Below are 22,373 nucleotides of genomic sequence, written 5' to 3'. Positions count from 1 at the left end.
CGGCGAGCGAGCGTAGGCTGAACATATGAGCGTCGAGGTCACAGACATGGTGAGCGTGCCGCACGCTGACTGGGAGGCCCTGCGAGCCGAGGTCAAACGGTTGCGGCGCGACGCGGGCGCTCAGGCCGCGCTGTCACGGATGCAGGCCGATCCCGGAGCAGACTCCGACGAGTCAGCTGTCACGTTCACTGAATCGGAACTCGCGGCGGCGTGGGGCCTGAGTGAATGAACGGCAGGTGCGTTTCGCGGATTCCGCATGGTCGGAGATCGAGGCGTTGCCGCAACCCTGGCGAGGAGTCGTCCAGCGCACGATCTTTTCGCTCCTCCACGACCCGACGCCGGCCTTGGCGAACCTTTTCCTCAGCACGACCCACTGCCTGGAGAATATGAAATCCATCTCCCGTCTGACGATGTGACGATCTGGTACGTCATCGTGGAGCGCGAGAGCGTTGAGGTCATCGTGATCCAGCATGTCCGGGCAGACACGTAGCCTGAGCGACGTGAACGCACAGACATCGCCGCTGCGCGCCCTGTGGCGTCGGCAGCGGAGCTTCCGGGGACGACTCGTCGCCGCCGTGACCATGTCGACGGTCAACAAGATCGCCGACGTCATGCCCGAACTGCTCATCGGCGCGGCCGTCGACGTGGTGGTGCGCGGCGACGCGTCCTTCGTCGGACAACTGCTCGGCGTCGAGTCGCGCTATCAGCAACTCGCGTGGATCGCGGCGCTCAACGTCGTCGTCTGGGTGGTCGAGTCGGTGTCGCAGTACATCGCCGAAGTCCTGTGGCGCGGCCTCGCCCAGGGCATCGAGCACGAGCTGCGGGTGGAGGCCTACGACCACGCCCAGCACCTCGACGTCGGCTGGCACGAGTCCCGACCCCAGGGCACGACGCTCGCCACGCTCAACGACGACGTCAACCAGCTGGAGCGCTTCCTCGACGTCGGCGCGCCCGCCATCATCGCGACCTTGCTCAACATCGTCCTCGTCGGCGCGATGTTCGCGGTCGCGTCGTGGGAGCTGATGCTGCTGGCGTTCGCGCCGGTCCCGGTCATCGTCGCCGGGTCGCTGCTGTTCCAGCGCCGCCTCACCCCGCTGTACGAGCGGGTTCGCGAGACCGTCGCGCACCTGTCCGGGGTGCTGTCGGCGAACCTCTCCGGCATCGCCACGATCAAGGCCTTCACCGCCGAGGACCGCGAGCGCGACCGCGTCGCCGCCGCCTCGGCCGCCTACCGCGCGGCGAATCTGACCGCGATCCGCTCGGCCGCCGCCTTCGTGCCGCTGGTGCGCATGGCGATCCTCGCCGGCTTCACCTGCACGCTGCTGCTCGGCGGCTGGGCGACGCTGAACGGCGACCTGGAGGTCGGCCTGTACTCGGTGCTCGTGTTCATGACCCAGCGGCTCCTCTGGCCGCTGACCGAGGTCGCCGAGGTGCTCGACCTCTACCAGCGCGGCCGCGCCTCGACCCGCCGCATCCTCGCCCTGCTGGACGAGCCGGTCACGGTCCCGGCGGGCGACCGGACGCTGCCCGTGCCGGTGCGCGGCCGGGTCGAGCTGCGCGGGGTGCGCGGCGGATACGCCGACGGCCCCGACGTGCTGCACGGCGTCGACCTCACGGTCCCAGCGGGCGAGACGCACGCCATCGTCGGCTCGACCGGCGCGGGGAAATCCTCACTGCTGCGGCTGATCCTGCGCTTCGACGACCCCCGCTCTGGTCAGGTCTTGCTCGACGGCGAGGACGTGCGCGACCTCGGCTGGGACTCTCTGCGCGGCTCGACCGGCTACGTCGCGCAGGACGTCTACCTGTTCGCCGGGACCATCGGCGAGAACATCGCCTACGGCCGCCCCGACGCGAGTCGTGACGAGATCCGCGCGGCGGCCGAGGCGGCGGCCGCGCTCGACTTCATCGAGGCGCTGCCCGACGGCTTCGACGCCTGGGTGGGCGAGCGCGGCGTGACCCTCTCGGGCGGTCAGCGTCAGCGGCTCGCCCTGGCCCGCGCGCTGCTGCGCGACCCGGCGGTGCTGGTGCTCGACGAGGCCACCAGCGCGGTCGACAACGAGACCGAGGCGGCCATCCAGCGCTCGCTGCGCGAGGCCACCCGTGACCGCACCGCCATCGTCGTGGCCCACCGGCTGTCCACCGTCCGGCACGCCCACCGCATCTGGGTGCTCGACGCCGGACGGGTGGTCGAGTCGGGGACCCATGAGGAACTAGTCGCCGCCGACGGCCCCTACGCCGCCCTCTGGCGGGTGCAGACCGGCGAGGCGTGAGGGGTGAAAGAGAGGGGAAAACCCGTAGGAACGGCGAAGACGTCCGAACCTGGCGTTGAACGTTTGCGGGTTGCTGTGCGGGCTCTGGGCGCGCGTGAGGTGTGCGACACCCCTCGCAGTCATGCCGAGGAGATCCTGCGTAGTTCCAGCGAGGCCTGAACACCCTCACGAGTCGCGGTCGCGCTGCCGCGTCCGCCAGGTGTCGGCGAAGGTCGGCGGCGGGGCGGTCGCCTTGCGCGCCTTCGCCGCGAACGACCCCGGCACGACCGCCCACCGCTCCGTGAACTCGCGGTCGACCTGGGCCACCGGCCGGGCCCACTGGCGACGCGACGCCGCGCGGACGGCCTCCATCGACGTCCGCTCCGCCGGCGGCGCGTGCGTCTCCACCAGCACCGGCGAGGTCGGGATGCCGCCCGGGGACAACGCCGCGACCACATGACGGTTCGGCAACCGGCTCAACTCGGACGCCTCGACCGTCTCGCCGAGCCATTCGGAGAACGCCTTCGCGTCGTGCGGACCGAGCCGCATCGACAGCTTGGTGCCGACGTTGCCCAGGATCGCGTTCTTCGTCGCGTCGGTGAGCTGGTCGAAGAACTGATTCGCCAGCGTGAGGCCGACGCCGTACTTACGCCCCTCCGCGAGCATCACGTCGAGGGAGTCGGTGGTGACGTTCTGGAACTCGTCGATGTAGAAGAAGAACGGGTGCCGCTGATCGGCCGGGACGGATGTCCGTTCCAAGACCGCGGCCCACAGCTTCATGACGACGATGTGGCCGAGCAGTTTGGAGTCGTACTCGCCGAGGCTGCCCTTCGACAGGTTGACCAGGAGGATGCGCCGGTTCTCCAAGACGTCGGTGAACGACACCGTCGAACGCGCCTGGCCGATCACCGAGCGCAACGCCCGGCTGGTCCGGAAGACCTCGAACTTCGACCGGAACCAGGAGACCACCTCGCCGGACTCGTTCGACCGCAGCGACGCCGGATACTCGCCGAGCCAGTACTCGGCCAGGTGCGGGTCGGTGATCTTCGCGCTCAGGAACTTCCGCACCTCGGGATCGGCGAAGATCGTCGACACGTCGAGGAAGGAGCCGGGGACGTCGCGGACGTGTTCGAGCAGCAGCATCGCGTTGCGCATCATCGACTCGAAGCGCGGCCCGATGATGCCGGTGCGTTTCGGGTCGAAGAGCGCGTACATCATGTTGGCCGACTCGCTGACCAGGTAGCGGCGCTGGTGGTCGGACTCGGCCTCGATCAGGTTGACGCCGGGCACCGCCACCTCGTCGGCGGGGTCGATGAGCACGACGTCGTCGATCCGCTCAGGCGGAATGCGGCACATGAGGTCCTCGAGGAGGTCGCCGTGCGGGTCGATGACGCACACGCCGTGGCCCGCGGCGATGTCCGCGACGGCCATGTTGAGCAGCAGCGTGCTCTTGCCGGTGCCCGTCTGGCCGGCCACGTAGGTGTGGCGCAGGCGGTCGTTCTCGCCGATCGCGATGGGGCGGTCCCGGTCGAGCAGCGTGCCGATCACCGCGCCCTCGGAGGGCAGCGCGTCGAGCACGGCGCGCAGTTGCGGCCGTTCGTCGAGACGCATGCCCGGCGCGCCCTCCTCCCCCGCCACGGGCAGCCGGAAGAGGTTCGACGCCTCCCAGACGCCCAGGAGGTGACGCAGGCGCTCCAGCCCCGGCGACGCGAGCCCTTGGACCACCGGACCGAGGCCCAACGTGCCGTAGACCTCGGCCAGATGCGGATGGGCGGGCGGACGCATGACCGCGTACCCGCCGGACAGGATCCCGTTCGGCGCGTCGTGCGGCGTCGGCTCGCTCAGCGTGTGGCCGATGGTCGAGAGCAGCGCCGAGCTCAGCGGCTCAGGACTCGCGACCACGCAGCGCGCCTCGAACAACGGGCGCAAGTAGAGCATCGCCTCCAAGGTCCGCAGCGAGGCTTGCGTAGACAGCTGGCGTTCCGGCAGACCCGCGTGGAAGGCGACCAGCTCCTCCAACAGGTCGCGTTCCTCGCCGGTCAGCTGCGTCGGGGTGATGGCCATGCGCACGCAGACCGGCGCCTCCTGCACGAGGAGTCCGGCAGACAAACGGTGCGAGTCGATCGACGGCGGGCCGAAGGTCCACATGCTCCACAGTTGGGGGCCGCTCTCCGGACGGCTCACCGGAGCCGCGCCGAAGCCGACGCCGGAGGTCCGCGCGTCGGGTCGCAGCGGCGCCTCACGGCGGACGACTCCGGCGAGGTGGACCGGTTCCAGCGGGTCGACGAGACGGGCCAGCGCCGCGTCGTCGTCCTCGAGTTCGAAGCGCCACACCTCGGGCGGCCCGTTCAGCAGGTCGAGCACGTCGTCGGCGATCTCCTCGACTCGCGCCGCGTCGGGCGTCCCGCCGACGGCGGTGAGCACGGCGACCTCGATCACCCCGCCCCGAGGATCGTCCGGACGCGGGTCGCACAGCCACTGGACGGCGAAGGAGCAGTCCGCGTGGCCTTCGAGCGCGGTCGTCACCGCGACGAGGTCGCGTTGGATCTCGGCCATCTCGTCGTCGTCGACCATGCGTGTGGAGCGCAGGACGTGCGCGATGACCACACGACCAGCGACGGTCGTCTGCGCGAACTTCATAGGGGTCGCCTCTCGTTCCGATCCCCCCGACTCGCGCCAGCTTCTCACAGCATGTCCGCGATTACTCGGAAGCCAACAGCCCGTCGATCTGGGCGATCATGTCCAGGTCGGCGTCGTTGGCGAATCCACGGTCCGCCAACGACTGGAGGATCTCCCTCGCCGTGGTCAACAACATGTCGTCACGGTCGAGGTTCCACAGTCGCGCGGCGGCGACGGCGAGGTCGCGCTGCCAACCGATGTTGGTGGTGTCCCGGGACACCAGCCCGCCGCAGATCCCCATCGACTCCGCGTACGCCTGGCGCGCGGCGGCGAAGTCCTCGCGCGCCATCGCCAGGTCCGCGACACGGTCGAGGCTCGCCGACAAGCCGTAGAGCCAGTCGACGTTGTCGGGATCGTGTTCGACCAGGCGTCGCCGAATCGCCAACGCCTCCTCGCCAGCCTCGTGAGCGGCGTCGAGATCGCCTCGCGCGCGAGCCACGCCCCACACCTGGTCGAGGCTCTTGGCGAGGTCCTCCTGCCAGTGAGCGTTCCTCGGGTCACGTTCCACCAAGGCCCTGCTGATCGACAGCGCCTCGTTGTACGACTCATGGGCCATCTTCAGATCGCCACACTCATCAGCCAGTTCGGCCATGCGGTCCAAGCTGACCAACAGGGCGCGTCGCCTTGCCGGATCGTTCGGCTCCTGGGCGAGCACCGCGCGTCGAATGCCCAGAGCCTCCGCATACGGCTGAGCAGCCGCGACCCAGTCGCCTCTGGCGCGGGCGAGGTCGCCGAGACGGTCGAGCCCCGTGGCCAAATCCTGGTACCTGCCGATACGACCGGGTTCGCTGTCGAGAAGTTCTCGGCTGATCGCGACCGACTCCTCATATGCGGTCCGCGCCTCGTCCAGATCTCCTTGTTTGACGGCGAGGTCGCCCAGCCGGTCGAGGCAGACGGTCACATCGCGCCGGAATTCCGTGTCGCCTGGATGCTCGGCCACCAGGCCCCGACGGATGTCCAACGACTCGGCGTAGGCCTCGCGGGCGGCCCGCAGGTCCCCGGACTTGCGTGAGACGTCTCCCACGCAGTTCAACGCGGTCGACAAGTCGTCCCTCCAGGCCGACCGCTCGGGCTGGCGTTCGACGAGGGTGCGGAAACTGTCTCGGAGGGCGACGGCGAAGTGGAGTTGAGCCGTCAGATCGAGGCGTCCCTCGAGCTCGCGCGCGTAGTACAGCGCCCGGCGGGCGACGCTGGGCGAGACCACCACGTGATAAGCGACGAACTCGGCGAACGCCGCCAGCCGACGGGAGTCCGTCAGGTCGTCGGCCTCCATGCGTTCGAGTGCCCACGCGTCCAGGCGGTCGACGTACCCGGCGGTCTCCTCCTCGTCCATCCGGTCGAGCAAAGCGCCGGCGACATGAGGGCTGAGACGGACGATCCCGTCTGCGTCGCCCGGCCGCAACACGTCGTGGCCGGTGATCTCTGCCCACGTCGTCGTCCAGGCGTCCCCATCCGGGTGGCGCTCGTCCAGGCCGGAGGTGAGCTGTTCGAGCCAGTCCACCACCAGCGAGTCGAGCGGCATGAGCGCCGCGAAGTTCAGCGCGTCCATCATGCGTGGGCTGAATCCACTCACGGCCGACTCCTCTCGACAATCCCACCGAGCACCCCGAGCCAACGGTCGCGCACGACCTCATAGGGCTCCAGCCAGTCGGTGGGAACTGGGTCGAGCGGATGTCCGAGATGCTCAAGGAGGATCTCGACGTTGATCCACGCTGCGGTGCGATACATCACTGAACTCGCCAACGCGTGGGCTTCCGCCGCCATCTCGTCGCTGCCAATCGCCCAAGCTCGCATCGCCATGGTTAGTACTCGATGAGAACCCGGCTGGTACCGCCTCTCATCGAGAAGACGCAACTCGTCAAGACGTTCGGCCACATAGTCGCCGTCGAACAACCGCATCAGGGCGAGCACATGTAAGGCGTCGGCCTCAGCTCCGATATGCCCAACCGCCCGAGCCGTGTCCAGAACGCTCCCAGCCTCGCTCATGGTCACACTGCCTTCACGCTGTCCAGCGACCAACCTGGAGCCCAGCAATTCCACCTGGAACCGTCGGCTCTCAGCAAGGTTGATCCGCTGCGCCAAGGATTGATAAGCACCGTCATAGTCGCCGTGAAGACGAGCGAGCGCAGCCTTCTGGAGCGCCTGACGCCTCTCATCCACCGTTGGAAGCTGCCGCACGACCTCTTGGAATCTCCGAGCCAGCCTCAGCGTGACAAGCTTCTGGAAACGGTAGAGATTCGTCCGAAGACCGAACTCAGCCTCTGCCTCGTCGAACTGAGCCAGGGTCTCGTCAACAAATCCTCGCTTACGCAGGTCGTAGGCACGCCACACCGCCGCTGACTCCGAGAACGCGGACCGTCGCGCAATAAGGTCACAACTACGTGCGTCAGTGTTGTGTTTGCGCGCGGACGCACGGATCTGCAAGAACTCCAAGGCGTCGATGAGATCTCTCGGCGAGCCTTCCATCGCTACCTCAGGCAGCAGTGGAGCTAGATTCGCGACGGTAGGGCTGATCCGAATCGCCTCGACGAACCACTCATCGAACACCTTGTTCTCGAAAGCGACGTTCAAGCCGAGCGCCAGCGACGCGATGGCCGCCGTGTCGTCTTGGATCGCCATCGCTTCCTCGAAGCGGCGTCGTGCCTCGGCGATGGCTAGATGGGCGTGGCGCTGCCAGTCGGCCTCGGCCCAGCCGCCTTGGGCCTCGGCGCCAGCCTCACGGACGATCTCTCGCAACTTGTCGTGGATACGGTACGGATAGTTACCGCTGGGGTTGTCGCGCACGATGTCGCGTCGGAGCAGGCGCTCGACCGAGCCGCCCTCCACTTCGCCCGCAGCCCGCACGAAATCTGGATCGAAGTACGGCAACAGCGAAGCGGCGCGGAATGCCTTCGCGACGTCGGACGGGAGGTCGCTGAGCAAGCGGTCGACCAGTTCGGGGAACCGGCCGCTCAGATCGGCCGCGGTGAGTTCCCTGTTCTCCGACCGCCGCTCAACGGCCACCGAGACCAACGTCGCCAGATGCTCACTCCAGCCGTCGGTCTCCTGCGCCAACTGCTCGATCAGTCCGTCAGCGACACGGATTCCCTCCCGTTCGAATGCCGCTGTCAGAAACAACTCGGCGTCAGCATATGAGAGGTTCCCGATCCGGTGCTGGTGCGGCTCCTCAGTCGGCGTCGGCTCGGTCGACAGCAGCGGCCACGCCGACGGTCCGCTGAACGGCAAGAAACGCAGGCCCGGTTGATGCCAGCGCAAACTGGTGCGTCCGGTGACGACGAACAGAACATAGGGCAGCCGGGCCATCAGACGGTTCATGGTCGCCTGCCCCGAGGCGTCGTGACCGTCGGCGCTCAACCGCTCGAAATGGTCGACGAACACCACTACCATGGGACGTTCGACGGGCTTCATCCGACCGATCTCACGGCTGAACTGATAGGCGGCTTTGCTGGCGAACTCGGCGTTTTCACTCGCCGACGCAGGCAGGGCGGCCATGTCGCTCACCAATTGTTCCAACCCGGAGAACTCACGGTAGGCCTTCTCGGCTCGCGACTTAGCCTGATATTTGAGCCACCAGCCGCGCGCCAGCCCGAAGGTTCCGCCAGCGATACCGCCGCCGCCCATGACATCAGCGACCGACGCCGCGTCTCCCAACAACCCGGCAGTGATCTCCTCCAGAGTGGTGGCCGCACCTCCCGGAGACTTGAGACGCAACGGCACGCCGAACTTGAAGGCTTGGTAGTAGCTCATGAACGCGAGGTCGAAGGCGGGCCAGACCCCACGCAACGAACCCAGGCCTTGCCGCAGCGTCACCAGCAACTCGAGCGGGTCGACCGCGCCGTGGGAGTCGTGCACATCCCAACGAATGACCGCGTCGACCTTGGTGATTGGTGGCTCGCCCCAGTGCTCGGGAGCATGACCACTTCTCGATACCCACGAGGCCAACTGCGCCGACAGCAGACTCTTCCCGACCCCACCCTCCCCGTAGAAGGTCAAGACGTTGCGGAATCGATGGGAGTCAATGGTGTCGTCGTCCATATTGCGGCGATGCGCCGTCAGCGACGCAGCGAGCGCCTCGGACTCGCCGACGCGGTCGACGAACAGATCTGGCGGACGTGACGGGTCGTCGTCGAGGGGCATAACTCGTTGTAGCAGAGCCTCGCCGACTGGCCGGGTCAGACACGCGCGCCTCCGTTGGAGACGGGGTATTCGCCCCTCGGATCGGCCGGTGTGGGATCAGGTCCGGTTATGTGATGGCGAGCTACTCGGTGTGCGGCTCGTCGCCCAACTCGCGGTTCATCCAGTCGAGTACCTTCTTGTCAGCCTCAGGCGCCGCTCCATGTTCGACCAGTTGTCGCAGGATGTCGCGTGCTTCTCGGAGGAGTTCGGTCTCCTGGGTGACCTGCCAGAGCCCGTAACACCCGACCGCCAGGTCGCGTAGCCAGGTCGTGTTGTCGGGATCGGCGGCGGTGAGCGCCCGTGCGATGTTCAGCGACTCGGTGTACAGGTTCTGTGCGGTCTGCAGGTCATCCCGCGCCTTCGCGGCATCCCCGACCCTGTCGAGGCTCGACGCTAGGTCGTGCCGCCAGGTCGTGTTGTCGGGGTCGGCGGCGGTGAGGGCGCGCATGATGTTCAGGAACTCGGTGTACAGGTTCTGTGCGGTCTGCAGGTCACCTCGCGCCTTCGCGACGTCCCCGACCTTGCACAGGCTGGCCGCCAGGTCGCGTCGCCAGTCGGTGTTGTCGGGGTCGGCGGCGGTGAGGGCGCGCATGATGTTCAGCGACTCGGTGTACAGGTTCTGTGCGGTCTGCAGGTCATCCCGCGCCTTCGCGACGTCCCCGACCTTGCACAGGCTGGCCGTCAGGTCGCGTTGCCAGGTCGTGTTGCTCGCATCGACGGTGATGAGTGCTCGGCGGATGCCCAGCGATTCGGTGTACAGGTTCTGTGCGGTCCGCAGGTCACCCCTTGCTGCCGCGACATCCCCGACCTTGTCCAGGCTGACCGTCAGGACGCGTTGCCAGGTCGTGTTACTCGGATCGCGGGCGACGGCGTGACGGAATACCTCCTCTAATGCGGAGCCGAGGGCGTGTTGTTGGTCGAGGAGCAGCCGACCAACGAACGTTTCGCAGTAGAACACCGCCTCATGCGCCACGTCCATTGAGTGCGGAGAACGGTAGAGCAAAAGCTCAGCGAACGCCCGCAACTCATCGGGGTTAGTGATGTCGTCGGCGGTCATACGCTCAATCGCCCAGGCGTCCAGCCGGTTCGCGTAGTCAGCCGACTCGCCCCCGAGGTCGTCAACCACGTGAGCGGCGATCAACCGGTGCATACGAGCCATCGGCTCGGTGTCGCCCGGGGTGAGGAGTTGACGGCCGCGCAAGGTCCGTCGCACGACCGGCCAGCGCTCGCCGCCCTCATGCGTCTCATCCAGGTCGCGGGTCAGGTACTCCAGCCACCCCCACACCACATGATCGGGCGGCAAGTGCGCGGCGAAACGCAAGGCCGCCAGCGAACGGGCTCCCAACTGCGCGACCGTCTGGTCGAGGATCAAACCGACCGACCGGCGTTGGATATCCGGGATCTCGGTCAGATCGTCCAGGTGGGTCGCGCCGTCGCGACGCAGCACCTCCAACAACGCCGCTGGCCGCAGGTCCGGATTGCCACCGAGATACACGGCCGCCTGCTTCACCGCGAGCGTGAAGCACTGCACCTCCTCGGCCAACTCCCGCGCCTCGACCTCGGCCTGCGCGTCGACGAAGTCAGGATGGCGACGGTCCACGTCGCGGGCCTTCTGATGGTCGCGCAACAACTCCACCGCGTCATCGGGCGTCATCGGCCCGACCGGCACCACGTTCACATGCCGTTGCGCGCCGACCGCCTCGATGTCCTCCAGACCGAGCCGCGTCGTGGCGACCACATGCAGCCAGTTGGCCTCCGGCAGCACCCGCAGATTCTCCGGCGAGAACAGCCGCGCGTCCGACACGTTGTCCAACATCAACAGCGTCGCCGGAATCACCGGGTCGCCGCCCTCGCGCGTCTGCGCCGCCTGCTCCGCCGCGCCGTCACGGGCCGCTGCTCCAACTCCTCCAACACCAAAAAAGCGCGGTCCTCGTCCGGGGTCCCGTCGGGGACGCTGATCCTCAGAACACCACACAACGATGCGATCTTGCTGGTCAGGTCGGTCGCGCCCTCACAACCGATCTGCCACGTGCCGCCGGATACGCATGGCGGTAGGCGTGCGCGTACGTCGTGGTCAGTTCGGTCTTGCCGATGCCGCCCAACCCGGAGACGACGCTCAGCAAGCCGATCTTCTTGTCGGCCAACCCCGACCGTAAGGCCCTCAGCTCCTTCACGCGGCCCACGAAGTACTCGTCGAACCGCTTCAGATTGCCCTTCGTCTTCTCCGAACGTCGCGCCCGCTCCATCCGTTCAGCCAGGCTGTCGCCCAACAGCGCCAACCGCTCGCGCACCGCGTGCTCGGCCAGCGCCTCCCGACCCTGCGGAAACCACGGCCGCACGTCGGTCTGCTGCACCATCCTCTCGATCTCGGCCTTCCACTCCGCCACCTCGCCCGGATCGGGATCGCCCACCTCCACGCAGTACAGCGCCGCGACCGTGTCAGTGCCGCCGACGTCGCGCGCGTGACGACGCAGGTACTCCGTCCACTCCCGACGACACCACTCGCTGCGCAGATACGCCGGCGACAGACACACCAACAGCACCCGCGACTCCCGCAAGCCGACCAGAATCCGGTGCTGCCAGTCGTCCATGTCCCGGATGGCCCGCTCGTCGAAGAACACCTGCAGCGGGCGGCCGAACTATTGGAAGTCGTCGACGATCACATCGCGCAACGCGGTGATCCAGCCGTCCGTGTTGTCGGCGTGCGCGTAACTGATGAACAGGTCGAACTCTCTATCCAGCATGATCGACTCCTCAATCCTTCCGGCTGAACCGGCGGCGGAAGAACGCGACAACGACGTAGGCCACTGCCGCCCCCAGCAAGAACAGCGACTGGCCCGGCCCGAGCCCGCCGCAGTTATCGGCGGTCAAGAAGACTCCGGTGTAGAAGGTGACGCCGAAGAGCAGCAGACCGCCGAGACCGAAGGTGATCTCCGGCGCCACCGCCGACAGGAACCCAAGACCCACCGTCGCCCCGAACACCACCAACGCCAGATGGTCGTCGACGACTGACATCGCGGTGGTGGCGTAGAGGATCAATTCCACGACCACGAAGGCGCTCAGCCCGACCCTGGCGTTCAACTCGAAATACCTGACGCCCATGATGCCGCCGAAAACAAAAGCGAGCGTGGCAAGAATCAGCATGGCGGGAAGCCGGTCGGACGACGCTCCACCGCATATCGGATCGCTCAACGCGCTGACCACGCTGACGACCGCGGCCAGGGCGCCGACCACACTCAAGAGAACGTCGCGGACTGTGCGCGCCGTCCCGTCGACCGCCACGGCGCACCCGACGCCGTACACGATCCCCAAGGTGCCGCCGACTCGCGCGTCACTGCCCATCAACGCAGTGACCGCGAACGCGCCGATCAACGGAGCAAGTCCCGCGAACGCCGCGTCCATCCCGCCGTAACGACTCATGTCCAGGAGCTTCGTACCTGGGCTCAAACCGTAATCCGGTCGCATCGGCGGTAACAGATAGCGGTAGAAAATCCACACCAAGAGCATGAGGACTACGAGAAGCTCCAGCAGATTACCCATAGCTCTGACTCCTTCGGTCACTCTCTGCCACGGCGATACAGGCGACGAGATGGGCGAGGACGCCCTCGTAGGTGCCGTCGCCGAGTCGGCGGACGGCCGTCGGATCGTCTGATTCCTCAAGCAGTCGGCAGGTCTGGTCGACGTCGGCCGGCGACGGCAGCTCCAGATTGCCGCCATCGGCCAGCCGCCGTCCGCGCGACGACCGGTCGAGCAGCCGTCCGACCACCACCGGCGCGACCTCGGACGCGGGCAGCTGTGCCAACAGGAACACCGCGCTGAGGAAGGTCGCGGCGTCTCGTCGTGTCGCGCCGTCCACACCCTGGTCCACCAGCGCCGAGGCCGCTTCCGGCCCCCCTGCGTGGCCGCTCATGACTTCCTCCCGAACCGGGCTCCGATGGCGCGAGTCAACTCACCGAACTTCGCTTGGACGACAGGATCGTTCTTCAGGTCGATCAGCTTCTCAGCGACGCTCTTGACAGCGTCGCCGATCGCGTCGTTGTTCACCATCTGGCCGACAGCTTGTTCTGCCAGCGTCGGCCCCAGCACTTCCAGGCGCGCGACAGCAGCGGCCTTCTCCATAGCGACGCGCGTGTCGCGTTTGATCTGCGCGACGTACCGCTGCTCCACCTGTCGGCCCAGATCGTCGGCCGACGCCCCCTCGGCCCGCGCGAGATGCTCCAACGCGGTGGCGAGATGACGCGACGCCTCTCCGCGTGTCTCGACGGCGCGCTGCTCGTGATGGCGCGCCGCCGAGATCGACGTCGTCGACTCCGCCACCTGCGCGTCGGCGTCCTCGCACAGCGACACGATGACGGCGCTGTTCTCCTCGACGGCCATGACCTCCATCGAGAGGGCGTCGACCGCGTCCGCATGTTCGTCGGCCGCGTCCGCCAACGCCGTCGACACGGCGGTCATCGAGTCGATATGACGCGCCCGGACCTGCGGGAGCGCCGCGTCGCTCCACAGCCTCGACTCGGAGCCCAACTGCCGCACCGTCGCCATGCCTCGCCGGACCCGTCCCGCCGCCTCGCTACTCATCGACCGCCCAACCCCTCGGCCAGGTCGTAACGCCTCAACTGTTCGGCCTTGTCACGGAGCGTCCGGTCCGCGCCGGTCGCGTGCTCACCCGCTGACTCCGCGCTCGCCGCAGCCGTCATCGCCACCGTCGCCGCCTCGTCGGCGATGCGGGCCGCTGCTGTGACCGCCTCAGCGGAGCGTTGTCGCGGCTCATAGGCCTGTCGCATGGCGACCGCCGCCCGGCCGTCGGCGTCCTCGGCGTACCAGGCTTCGTCCATCGCCTGACCCGTGATCGCCGTCGCCTGCTCGGCCACCCGCGCCGCCTGCTGGATCGCCGACGTGGCGCTCTGGCAGGCGACCACCGCCCGCTCAGCTCGAGCCACCCGCGCTTCGGCCGCCTCGACGGCACGCTGCGCATCAGCCAACGCCAGTTCCGCCATCGTCAGGCGTTCGGCCAGCGCGTACACCCGCGCTTCGGCCGCCTCCACTTGGCGGCGTTCCGACGCGCAACTGCCGGACTTCTGGTCGCGGCAGTAGTCGAGCGCCTGCTGTGCGGCGTCGTACTCGCTGCGAGCCTTCTTCAGCGCCCGCGTCACCTCGTCGACCTCCGCCTGACACACGTCGCGGTGCGCTTCAGCCGCCTCGAGTTGAGCCAACGCCTGCCGGTACTCCTCGCGCCAACGGTCCGAGGCCGCACGGATCATGCCGGTCGCCTGACCGATGTGGCCTTGGACTCGTGTGATCGATCGATCGAGTTCGTCAAGGTTCGCAAGGAGTTCGACCACCTGCTGATGATTCTGGTCCACCGCGATCTGCGCGTCTTGGAGCGTGTTCGCCGCGATGCCGACGCGGAAGCGGGTCTGGCTCACCACGTCGTCCATGCACTGCTGGGCGTCGGCGACCGACGCCGCCGCCTCCCCACAGACTGACCTCAGACGAACCGACGCGGCCGCGACCTCCGTCAGCCGCTCGGCGACCCGCCGCGGATCAACAGCCACCGGTCAGCGTCCCTGGTCGAAGGCTTCGAGTTGGGCGACCTTCTCCTCCAAGAGCCGCAGCAGCGGGGGCGCGCCTTCGGCATAGGCCTCGAAGGCCGCCCGCGACCGCTGCCACCCGGTTTTGAATTCCCTCGCGCCTACTCCGTCGTACACCTCCGACAGCGCGGCGTATCTCTGGTCGAGCACGCGATGGGCCTCCCGCACACGCTCGGTGTGGCTGGTGAGCGCCTGGGCGTACTCATTCATCAACTGTCGTAGAACTGTCGCGTCATGCATGACCGAGATACCTGCCCAACTGTCGCTCCCGGGAGGCGATGAACTGCGCGTACAGGTCCGCCTCACGGTTGGTGTACTGCTTGACGGGATCGGCGATCTCTCGATAGAGCGCGGTGAACTTCTTCGCGAAATCGTCGTCCCAGACGTGCTCCATCCGCGACTCGATCTCCGACAGGCTCTGCTCGCTGGCGCGCAGTGTGTCGTTGAACTGCTCCAGCGCTTGGTGGAAGTTCCGCAGCTCGCGGTGGGTGTCGTTCAGTCCCATCAGACCCCTCCCGAGGCTCGGTCGAAGAGATCGGCGAGGTCGGCCAGCAAAACCGGAGCGCCGCCTTCGCCTTCCTCGTCCGACTCGCTGGTCGTGAACGGGAGGAAGATCGACGCACGCCCTTGACGCATGTCGGTGTAGCCGGCGCGCACCGGTATTGGGGCGTCATCCGGTTGCACCTTGTGGCCTACTGACTTACCGAGCAACGTGAAGGAGTCGTCTTCGGAGACCTGCAGGTAGACCCGGTGCCGGAAGCGGTCGAGCTCACGCTCGGGCAACACCGACTTGAAGGATCCAGCCGAGCGGAAGCCAAGAACGGTGTGGACGCCCACCGCCGGCCCCGACCGCAGCACACTCGCCAGCCGTCGGCCCGGCCCCGACGGGTCCAACCCGTAGTCGCCCGCCACTTGCAGGTAGGCGCCCTTACGGTCGAGGTCGAGCGCCACCACGACCACCGGCGGCAGGTCGGCCCGGTCCTCGTCGCCGAACTCCGAACGTCGGGCGATCTCCTCCTCCACCCAGGCGAGCGGGTCGTCGCCGCCGACCAGCGCGTGGCCGCGCCTCGCCAACAGCCCGGGCAGCCGCTCGTCGAGCACGCCGCTCCAGGAACCACCACGGGGCGGCGTCGACAGGACCGCCAGGCTCAACACCCCCGGAGCACTGGCGAGGGAGGCCCCCGCGACCGCCGAGGCGACCATGCCGACGGTGGCCTCGCCGTTCGCGCCGATCACGACGACGTTCTCGTCAGGACCGCGCGTCGGACTCACGGTCACGGTGCCGGTGACCGTGAGTTCGCGGCCGAACAGCAGCGGCAACGGCCGGTCGGCGGCCAGCCAGTCCGTCTGGCCCAGACCTCCGTCGCGGACGCTCCTCCGGGCGAGGTCCTGCAGAGCCTCGGGGCGGCGGTCGGTCAGCGCGGCGAGGTTGGAGAACGAGGGACTCTCCCGCACACGCGGTGACTTCTTACCCCGGAAGACCACCGGCCGACGCTCACCGAAGCCCTCCTCCCTGGCCTTCCTCTCCACGTCGTCCAACACGTCGGCGGCCAGCTCCGCAGTGACCAGCGCCACCTTGCCCGGCGTGTTGGCGGGGTCTTGGTCTGTGTCTTGGTCTGTGTCCTGGTCCGCACCCGCCCGGCTGTTGACCACCACACGCCCGATCCTCGTGCCGTGCGAGCGCACGAGCGCGCGTCCGTCCGGGCCGAGCTCTTGCATCGACCGCGCCACCTCGTCGGTGACGGGCAGCACGATGCGTGTGTGGATGTTCTCAAACAGCGAGGTGGCGTGCCGCAACCCTGGGGCTTGGAAGCCCTGCGAGGCCAAGTACAAATGAATACCCGCCGCGCGCCCCTTGGTCGCCAGTCGCAGCAACTTCTCGACCGCCTTCGACTCCGGCCCCGTCTCGAAGAGGACGCCGTACTCGTCGACCACGAAGATGATCCGCGGCAACATGCCGACCCGCTCGCGGTAGCCGTCGATCCCGACGATCTTCGGGTCCCGGTCCTTTCCGTCCTCGTCTTGCTGGAACAGCGCGTAACGACGCTCCAGCTCCTCGACCAGCTCGCCCAGCACGCTCACCGCCAGCTCGGGAGCGGTGTTGAGCGAGACGACTCGCGCGTGGGGCAGATCGGTGTACATCTGGAACTCGGCCCCCACCTTGCCGTCGACCAGATACAGGTGGAGTTCGTCGGGCGAGTACCGCGTGACCAGACTCAAGATGAACGAGTGGAAGGTCACTGACTTGCCATTGCCGGTGGCTCCCGCCTGAGCGGCGTGGGCGAACGCCTGGGAGCCGTCGGAGCCGAAGCGCACCGCCAGCGGGCCGCCGGTCGTCGACACGCCGATGTTCGCCTCCACGAGCCGGGCCGACGACTCCGTCCACCACGACGCCGGGTCGCGCTCGTTCACCGTGTCCCACGGGATGACCGGCTCGGTCGGAGCAGCCTCCACCACACGCTCCAACGCCGGGCGGACGATGTGGTCCGGCGGTGCCCCGTCCAGCACCAACGTGCCAGGGAATCCCTGCCACGTGGTCCGCGCGGACCGTCCCGTGACCTCCAGGACCACGGGGTCGTCCAGCTGGAGGTCGTCGTGCTCGCCGGGGCGGTCGGCGTCGAGGTCGTGATGAACGACGAGGAGGACGCCGGCCCGTGCGTTGCGGGCCGCACGGTGGATCGCCGCGACTGCCCGCGAGTTGTACTGCCGTGGGAACTCCGCCGCCACGACCACATTGAACCGCTCATAGGCGCGCAGTTCTTCGGGCAACTCCTCGAAGGACTTGTCCGGGTGTTCCCTGGTCAGCCGGGCAGTGTCGGCGAACAGCTGCTCCAGGTCCTCATGCACATCGCTCGTCCGAGGCGCCACATTCGGGATGTTTGCCGCCAGCGGGAAGGAGCGTCCCTCGTGGTGGGGGTCGATGAGGTGGTAGTTCGCCGACGCGCCCAGCATCAGGGCGAGCCGCGCGACGATGGACCGCGTCAACTCCTTGGCCGCCTCCGACGCCTCGGCACCCCGGCTGCGCAACACGATCGGACGATGCGACCCGACCAAAGGCAGCAGCGCGGGCGCGATCTCACCCTGCACGTCATGGACGCCGCCGACCCGCAGAAAGCGCGGCGTGAACGACTCCGGGAGCCACCCGTCCCACCGTGGGGACTCCCAGCCGTCCGCCTCGACGACCGGACGCTCCGCGAGCACCGCCGTACGCCGTTCCTGCCACGCGGCGAGAGTCCGGTCGACGTGTGCTTGGGCGGGACCGCTCGCCGACCTCGCGCTGGCGACCGCCTGACGTTGCGCGCCGTCGGCCTGACGCCGCTGCTCTTCCAGTGCGACCCGGCGGGAGCGCGCCTCTTCCAGGCGTCCCATGTCAGCCTCCCGCCACGATCAGCACGAGGATCAGCAACACGACCGCCGCGATGGCTGACGCGATGACGATGGTGCGCGTCCGGGCGGACTGCAGCACACTGATCTCTCGGTCGAGTTGCGTGATCTGGGCCGCGACCTGCTCACCGCGCGCCCGGTGTTCACGCGCCTCTCCGACGATGCGTTCGAGGTCGTCCGGCGTGGTCGCGGTCATCGATGTCGGCGACGGGTCCAGCCCTCCCAGAGCGGCCGCCATCGTGTCGGCCTCCGCTCTCAGACGCGCCACTCGCTCGCTGTCGCGGTCGATGTCGGCGCGCGCCGCCAGAATCGCCGCCGCGAAATCCTCACTGCCCGCCATGCGTCATTCCTCTCATCGGGCGACGGAGCTCACGCCGCCCTCACACCCTAGGGCTCACGGACGCCTCGCGGGAGCCCTCATTTTCGAGGACACCCTCGCCGGCTGTCACAGCGTGCCTGAAAGTCAGCTCGGGCACACGGGGAAATCCACCTGCGACGACCGGGAGGACGGCGACGCCGCTCCTTCCGTAAGGTGTGCGACACCGACTACCGAGCCTCTGCGAGCGACCCTCCATGACATCTCCGAGCATCGAGCCGACCGATCCAGCCCCCACCCGTGTCCTGTTGATCGACGACAAGGAGGGCGAGGGTGCCCTGCTCCACAGCGAATGGGACAACCGCGGCGTGGACATGATCCACGTGCACGACGTCCCGTCGCTGCTGCGTCTGGCTGAACAACGCGCCCTCCACGAGGTGAGCGCGGCGATCGTCGACCTCGACCTCGGCGGCGCGTCCGACGGCGCGGCGGGCGGACTACAAGCGGTCGCGGCGCTCAGCGCGTGGAAACGGAAGACCGGCGCCCCCATGCCGATCGTGCTGCGCACCCAGGACGTCGACGACGACCGCAGCCTCGCCGCCGCGCTCGCCGCAGAGCTGCACGGCGGCCCGCTGCCCCTGTGGGGCAAGTCCCGCGACGACGCGCTCCGCCTCCTGCGCTATCTCCATGACGAGTCGACGACCGACCCGCGCCCGCATGGCGGCCAGTGGGTCCACCCCGTCCGACTGATCCGGGACGGACGGAACGAACGACTGCTCGGCGACTACCTCTTCGGCGGGCGGCGCGGGCGCGTCTGGTCGCTCATCCATCAAGAGTTCGACCCCGACGTGGCCGTGCTCTACGCCGGCTACCACAAACGGCACAAGTTCTGGGAGCAAGTCAACGAGTTGTTCTCCGCCATCGTGCATCTGCGCGGCATGGACCGTCACCTGCACGACCTCGGCGGCGACCCGATCCGTGTCGAGGACATCCAGCGGGAGATCGCCGAGGACGAGTTGACCGAGGTGAACATCGCCCTCGACGCCATCGCCGCCGGGCCTGGCCAGGTGCCGCCGGAGACCCAGCACTTGATCGTCGGCCTGCTCACCACCCGGCGCGACGAACTACAGGCGTGGCTGTCCGGCGAACGCGACCGCAAGCCCAGCTTCAACCGCAACTACGACCAAGGCGAGTTCCTGGGCGTGTTCGGCCGCGTCCTCGGCCACCCGGACGTCGTCGACCTGTTCACCGACGACGACTGACACCTGGGTGTCCTCACTTTCGAGGACAGGAGACGCGAGACAAGGGTGACCGGTGTCACTAGGGTGGGACCACCGTCGCAGACACAGGAGCAGACATGAGCAATCGGCAGAACGTCGTCAACAAGGTCCAGCAGTACCTCACCGAGATCTTCTCGAACGTCCAGCTCGGCAGCGACGGCGTGTTGTCGCTGCGCGACGGCTCCGCGCGACTGTTCGTCCGGGTCAACCAGCCCCGCGAGGACGGCCCCACCTTCATCCACCTCACCGCGCCGCTGCTGTACGGCGTCAACGACAGCCCGGCCCTGCACGAGTACATCGCCTTCCACGCCGACGACTACGTGTTCGGCCACGCCTCGCTGTACCGCGAGGACGACGGCTCGGTGAACGTCGTCATGACCCACCGACTGCTCGGCGACTACCTCGACCGCGACGAGCTCGGCTACGCCGTCAGCTGGATGCTCAGCACCGCTGACGACCTCGACGACGAGCTGCAGACGCAGTTCGGCGGCAAGCGTTTCCACGAGGAGTGAGCGTGGCGGTGGACGCGCGCGATATCGAGGCGATCCTCGACGCGGCCCGGTCCGAGGTCAAACGATGGGGCGGCGAGGAGGCGTCGCTGACGCACGCGGCGTTCGTCCTGTCCCGACGCTGGCCGGAAGAGTTCACGCAGGTCTTCGGCGAGGACGGCCGCCGGCAGGTCGAGCAGTTGCTGCGCTCCAGCCAGTTCACCGGGTCGGAGCAGACGGTGCGCGAGACGCTCGCCGGTCACGACCGGGTCGCCGCGCTCGCCGCCCTCCGGTCCTCGCTGCCGACGGACGGCGAGAAGCCCGCGTCGGAGTCCGCCCCGAGCGCTGAGACGACGACGGCTCGCCCGGCGGCGGCGCAGGCCTCGCCGCACCGCGAGCGCGCGCCGCGGGTCGATCCGGTTCCGAGCCAGACCCGTCAGCGCGAGGTCGACGAGCTGGCCGCCCAGCTCATCACCGAACGGGGCGGCGCTGTCGCGCTCGCGGGCGCGCGCGGCGTCGGACGCTCCTCGATCCTCGCCGGGCTCGCGGCCCGGCTCGACGCCATCGAGCCGCGACGTCCGGTGTTGCGGCTGTCGCCCGACAGCGTGGTCGCGAACCCGGAGGCGACGCTCGACCAGGTGCTCGGCTCGCTCACCGAGCCGACGGTGCTGGCGATCGACGACCTCGAACGGCTCGCCCGGCTCGACACCGAGTCGCCCGACCTGGGGCTGCTCGCGGCGATCACCAACCACACGCGGCACGAGTTCGCGCGACTGCTGCTGATCGTCGACCATCGGTATGTCAGCCGTCTGCGCACGTTGGCGCGCGGGCTGACCGAGTCGTGGGCGCTCGTCTCGCTGCCGGAGTTGACGCCGGAGGTCGTGGAGTCGCTGGTGCGCGAGAAGTCGGCGGCGATGGCCGAGGCGTCGGGACTGCGGCTCGATCCGGCGGTCGTGTCCGCCGCGCTGACGCCGGGCCTTCCGTCCGAGGGCATGTCCCATCCGGGCCTGGCGCTGCGCCGGCTCGACCTGGCTATCGCGCGGGCGCGCGTCGCCGGTGACAGCGAGGTCGTCGGCCACCATCTGGCCACCGACGGGAAACGTCCGACCGTGGAGGCCGCGTCGCACGACCTGGCCCTGGTGCTGCAGAACAAGATCAAGGGGCAGTCCGGCGCGGTCGAGAAGGTGGCGCAGCGGCTCACGCTGACGCGCGCGAAGCTCGACTTGCGTCCAGAGCGGCCGAACGGCGTGTTCTTGTTCGTCGGTCCGACGGGCGTGGGCAAGACCGAGCTGGCCAAGGAGATCGCCGTGCACGAGTACGGCGGCGGCGACCGGCTGATCCGGCTCGACATGAGCGAGTACGCCCACGACTGGGCGGTGAGCCGGCTGACCGGTCCGGCGCCGGGCTATGTCGGGTCGACCGATCCGGAGAGCTGGCTGACCACGAAGGTCGCCGCGATGCCGCGCTGTGTGGTGCTGCTGGACGAGATCGAGAAGGCGCACCCGTCGATCTGGAACACCTTCCTACAGGTCTTCGACGCCGGACGGCTGACCGACGGTCGCGGACAGACGTGCAGTTTCGCCGACACGACCATCGTGATGACGTCGAATCTGGGCGTGCGCGAGGCGAGCAGCGGGGCGGTCGGCTTCGGCAGCGACAGCTCGGCGGTGACCGGGCGCATCCTGTCGGCGGTCAAGGAACAGATGGCCCCGGAGATCCTGAACCGGGTCGACGAGATCGCGCTGTTCCAGCATCTGTCGATCGAGGCGATCACCGAGATCGCGCGGGGTGAGTTGCAGGGGGCGCTGTTCCGTCTGTCCAGCGCGGGCTGGAACGTCACCTGCTCCGACGACGTCGCCGACTGGCTGGCCCGCACCGGCTACGACGAGGCCTACGGCGCCCGGCATTTGCAGCGCAATATCGAACGCGAGCTCCTCGCCCGCCTCGCCCTCGCCGACAGCCGCACCGTCCACGTGACGGTCGAGGCCGACGGGCTGGTGCTGTCGACGGAGTGACTGAGGGATCCACGGACGAATGACCCGTGTCGATCCCTGACTCAAAAGGCCCGGAGATCGTTGGAATACAAGGGGTCGGAAGGTGTCGCTCCCTGACTCGAAAATGGTCGTGACCCCTGGTGGTTAGCCGGTGTGTTCGAGGGTGACGGTGTAGCCGAGTGCTTCGAGTTGGCGGAGTGCTTGTCGTTTGGCGCG

19 protein-coding genes are annotated in these 22,373 nt (G+C 68.1%); 6 read left to right on the top strand and 13 right to left on the bottom strand.

Annotation, left to right across the window (positions count from 1 at the left end):
* The first annotated feature begins 25 nt into the window (after positions 1-25).
* From QM621_RS00280 to QM621_RS00270, 3 genes are all read left to right on the top strand, one after another.
* The gene (locus tag QM621_RS00280; RefSeq protein ID WP_414988342.1) at positions 26-229 is read left to right on the top strand and encodes a hypothetical protein; all 204 of its coding nucleotides are present in this window, start codon (positions 26-28) and stop codon (positions 227-229) included.
* Positions 222-416, top strand: a complete 195-nt coding sequence (locus QM621_RS00275; protein ID WP_414988341.1) for a hypothetical protein — start codon at positions 222-224, stop codon at positions 414-416. Before QM621_RS00280 ends, QM621_RS00275 begins: the two co-directional genes overlap by 8 nt.
* Positions 417-500: 84 nt before the next feature.
* Positions 501-2,270, top strand: a complete 1,770-nt coding sequence (locus QM621_RS00270; RefSeq protein ID WP_414988340.1) for an ABC transporter ATP-binding protein — start codon at positions 501-503, stop codon at positions 2,268-2,270.
* 165 nt (positions 2,271-2,435) lie between these two features.
* Here QM621_RS00270 and QM621_RS00265 read toward each other — a convergent pair whose 3' ends face one another.
* The 13 genes from QM621_RS00265 to QM621_RS00205 all read right to left on the bottom strand — a co-directional run bounded on the left by QM621_RS00265 (position 2,436) and on the right by QM621_RS00205 (position 18,419).
* Positions 2,436-4,889 (bottom strand): type IV secretory system conjugative DNA transfer family protein, encoded by a 2,454-nt coding sequence (locus tag QM621_RS00265; protein ID WP_414988339.1) that lies wholly within the window; start codon positions 4,887-4,889, stop codon positions 2,436-2,438.
* 61 nt (positions 4,890-4,950) lie between these two features.
* Positions 4,951-6,501, bottom strand: coding sequence for a tetratricopeptide repeat protein (locus tag QM621_RS00260; RefSeq protein WP_414988338.1), 1,551 nt, complete (start codon positions 6,499-6,501; stop codon positions 4,951-4,953).
* Positions 6,498-9,065, bottom strand: a complete 2,568-nt coding sequence (locus QM621_RS00255; protein ID WP_414988337.1) for a hypothetical protein — start codon at positions 9,063-9,065, stop codon at positions 6,498-6,500. The genes QM621_RS00260 and QM621_RS00255 overlap by 4 nt, the downstream gene beginning before the upstream one ends.
* A gap of 121 nt (positions 9,066-9,186) precedes the next feature.
* Positions 9,187-10,920: a hypothetical protein gene (locus QM621_RS00250; RefSeq protein WP_414988336.1), complete on the bottom strand. Its 1,734-nt coding sequence runs from the start codon at positions 10,918-10,920 to the stop codon at positions 9,187-9,189.
* 178 nt (positions 10,921-11,098) lie between these two features.
* Positions 11,099-11,725 (bottom strand): TIR domain-containing protein, encoded by a 627-nt coding sequence (locus QM621_RS00245; protein WP_414988335.1) that lies wholly within the window; start codon positions 11,723-11,725, stop codon positions 11,099-11,101.
* 133 nt (positions 11,726-11,858) lie between these two features.
* Entirely contained in the window at positions 11,859-12,644 is a 786-nt protein-coding gene (locus QM621_RS00240; RefSeq protein ID WP_414988334.1) for a hypothetical protein, read from the bottom strand.
* Positions 12,637-13,014, bottom strand: coding sequence for a hypothetical protein (locus QM621_RS00235; RefSeq protein WP_414988333.1), 378 nt, complete (start codon positions 13,012-13,014; stop codon positions 12,637-12,639). Before QM621_RS00235 ends, QM621_RS00240 begins: the two co-directional genes overlap by 8 nt.
* The gene (locus QM621_RS00230) at positions 13,011-13,682 is read right to left on the bottom strand and encodes a hypothetical protein (RefSeq protein ID WP_414988332.1); all 672 of its coding nucleotides are present in this window, start codon (positions 13,680-13,682) and stop codon (positions 13,011-13,013) included. The genes QM621_RS00235 and QM621_RS00230 overlap by 4 nt, the downstream gene beginning before the upstream one ends.
* On the bottom strand, positions 13,679-14,659 hold the full coding sequence (locus QM621_RS00225; protein ID WP_414988331.1) for a hypothetical protein: 981 nt from the start codon (positions 14,657-14,659) through the stop codon (positions 13,679-13,681). The genes QM621_RS00230 and QM621_RS00225 overlap by 4 nt, the downstream gene beginning before the upstream one ends.
* 3 nt (positions 14,660-14,662) lie before the next feature.
* A complete protein-coding gene (locus QM621_RS00220; RefSeq protein WP_414988330.1) occupies positions 14,663-14,905 on the bottom strand; it encodes a hypothetical protein in 243 nt (80 codons plus the stop codon).
* Between the two features lie 22 nt (positions 14,906-14,927).
* Entirely contained in the window at positions 14,928-15,200 is a 273-nt protein-coding gene (locus tag QM621_RS00215) for a hypothetical protein (protein WP_414988329.1), read from the bottom strand.
* Positions 15,200-18,064, bottom strand: a complete 2,865-nt coding sequence (locus QM621_RS00210; RefSeq protein ID WP_414988328.1) for an FtsK/SpoIIIE domain-containing protein — start codon at positions 18,062-18,064, stop codon at positions 15,200-15,202. The genes QM621_RS00215 and QM621_RS00210 overlap by 1 nt, the downstream gene beginning before the upstream one ends.
* A 1-nt stretch (position 18,065) precedes the next feature.
* Positions 18,066-18,419 carry a hypothetical protein gene (locus QM621_RS00205; protein ID WP_414988327.1) on the bottom strand — a complete coding sequence of 118 codons (354 nt, stop codon included), beginning with the start codon at positions 18,417-18,419 and terminating at the stop codon, positions 18,066-18,068.
* 233 nt (positions 18,420-18,652) lie between these two features.
* Here QM621_RS00205 and QM621_RS00200 point away from each other — a divergent pair, with 233 nt between their 5' ends.
* The 3 genes from QM621_RS00200 (at position 18,653) to QM621_RS00190 (ending at position 22,178) form a co-directional block, all read left to right on the top strand.
* The gene (locus QM621_RS00200; protein ID WP_414988326.1) at positions 18,653-19,657 is read left to right on the top strand and encodes a hypothetical protein; all 1,005 of its coding nucleotides are present in this window, start codon (positions 18,653-18,655) and stop codon (positions 19,655-19,657) included.
* 95 nt (positions 19,658-19,752) lie between these two features.
* Positions 19,753-20,187 (top strand): T3SS (YopN, CesT) and YbjN peptide-binding chaperone 1, encoded by a 435-nt coding sequence (locus QM621_RS00195; RefSeq protein WP_414988325.1) that lies wholly within the window; start codon positions 19,753-19,755, stop codon positions 20,185-20,187.
* A 2-nt stretch (positions 20,188-20,189) separates the two neighbouring features.
* Entirely contained in the window at positions 20,190-22,178 is a 1,989-nt protein-coding gene (locus QM621_RS00190) for an AAA family ATPase (protein WP_414988324.1), read from the top strand.
* The last annotated feature ends 195 nt before the right edge of the window (positions 22,179-22,373 follow it).

Origin of the sequence: Aeromicrobium sp. (assembly GCF_047606445.1) — a bacterium.
Classification (GTDB): Bacteria; Actinomycetota; Actinomycetes; order Propionibacteriales; family Nocardioidaceae; genus Aeromicrobium.
The sequence above is the reverse complement of the archived record's forward strand: the minus strand, read 5'-3'. Positions and strand labels throughout refer to the sequence as shown.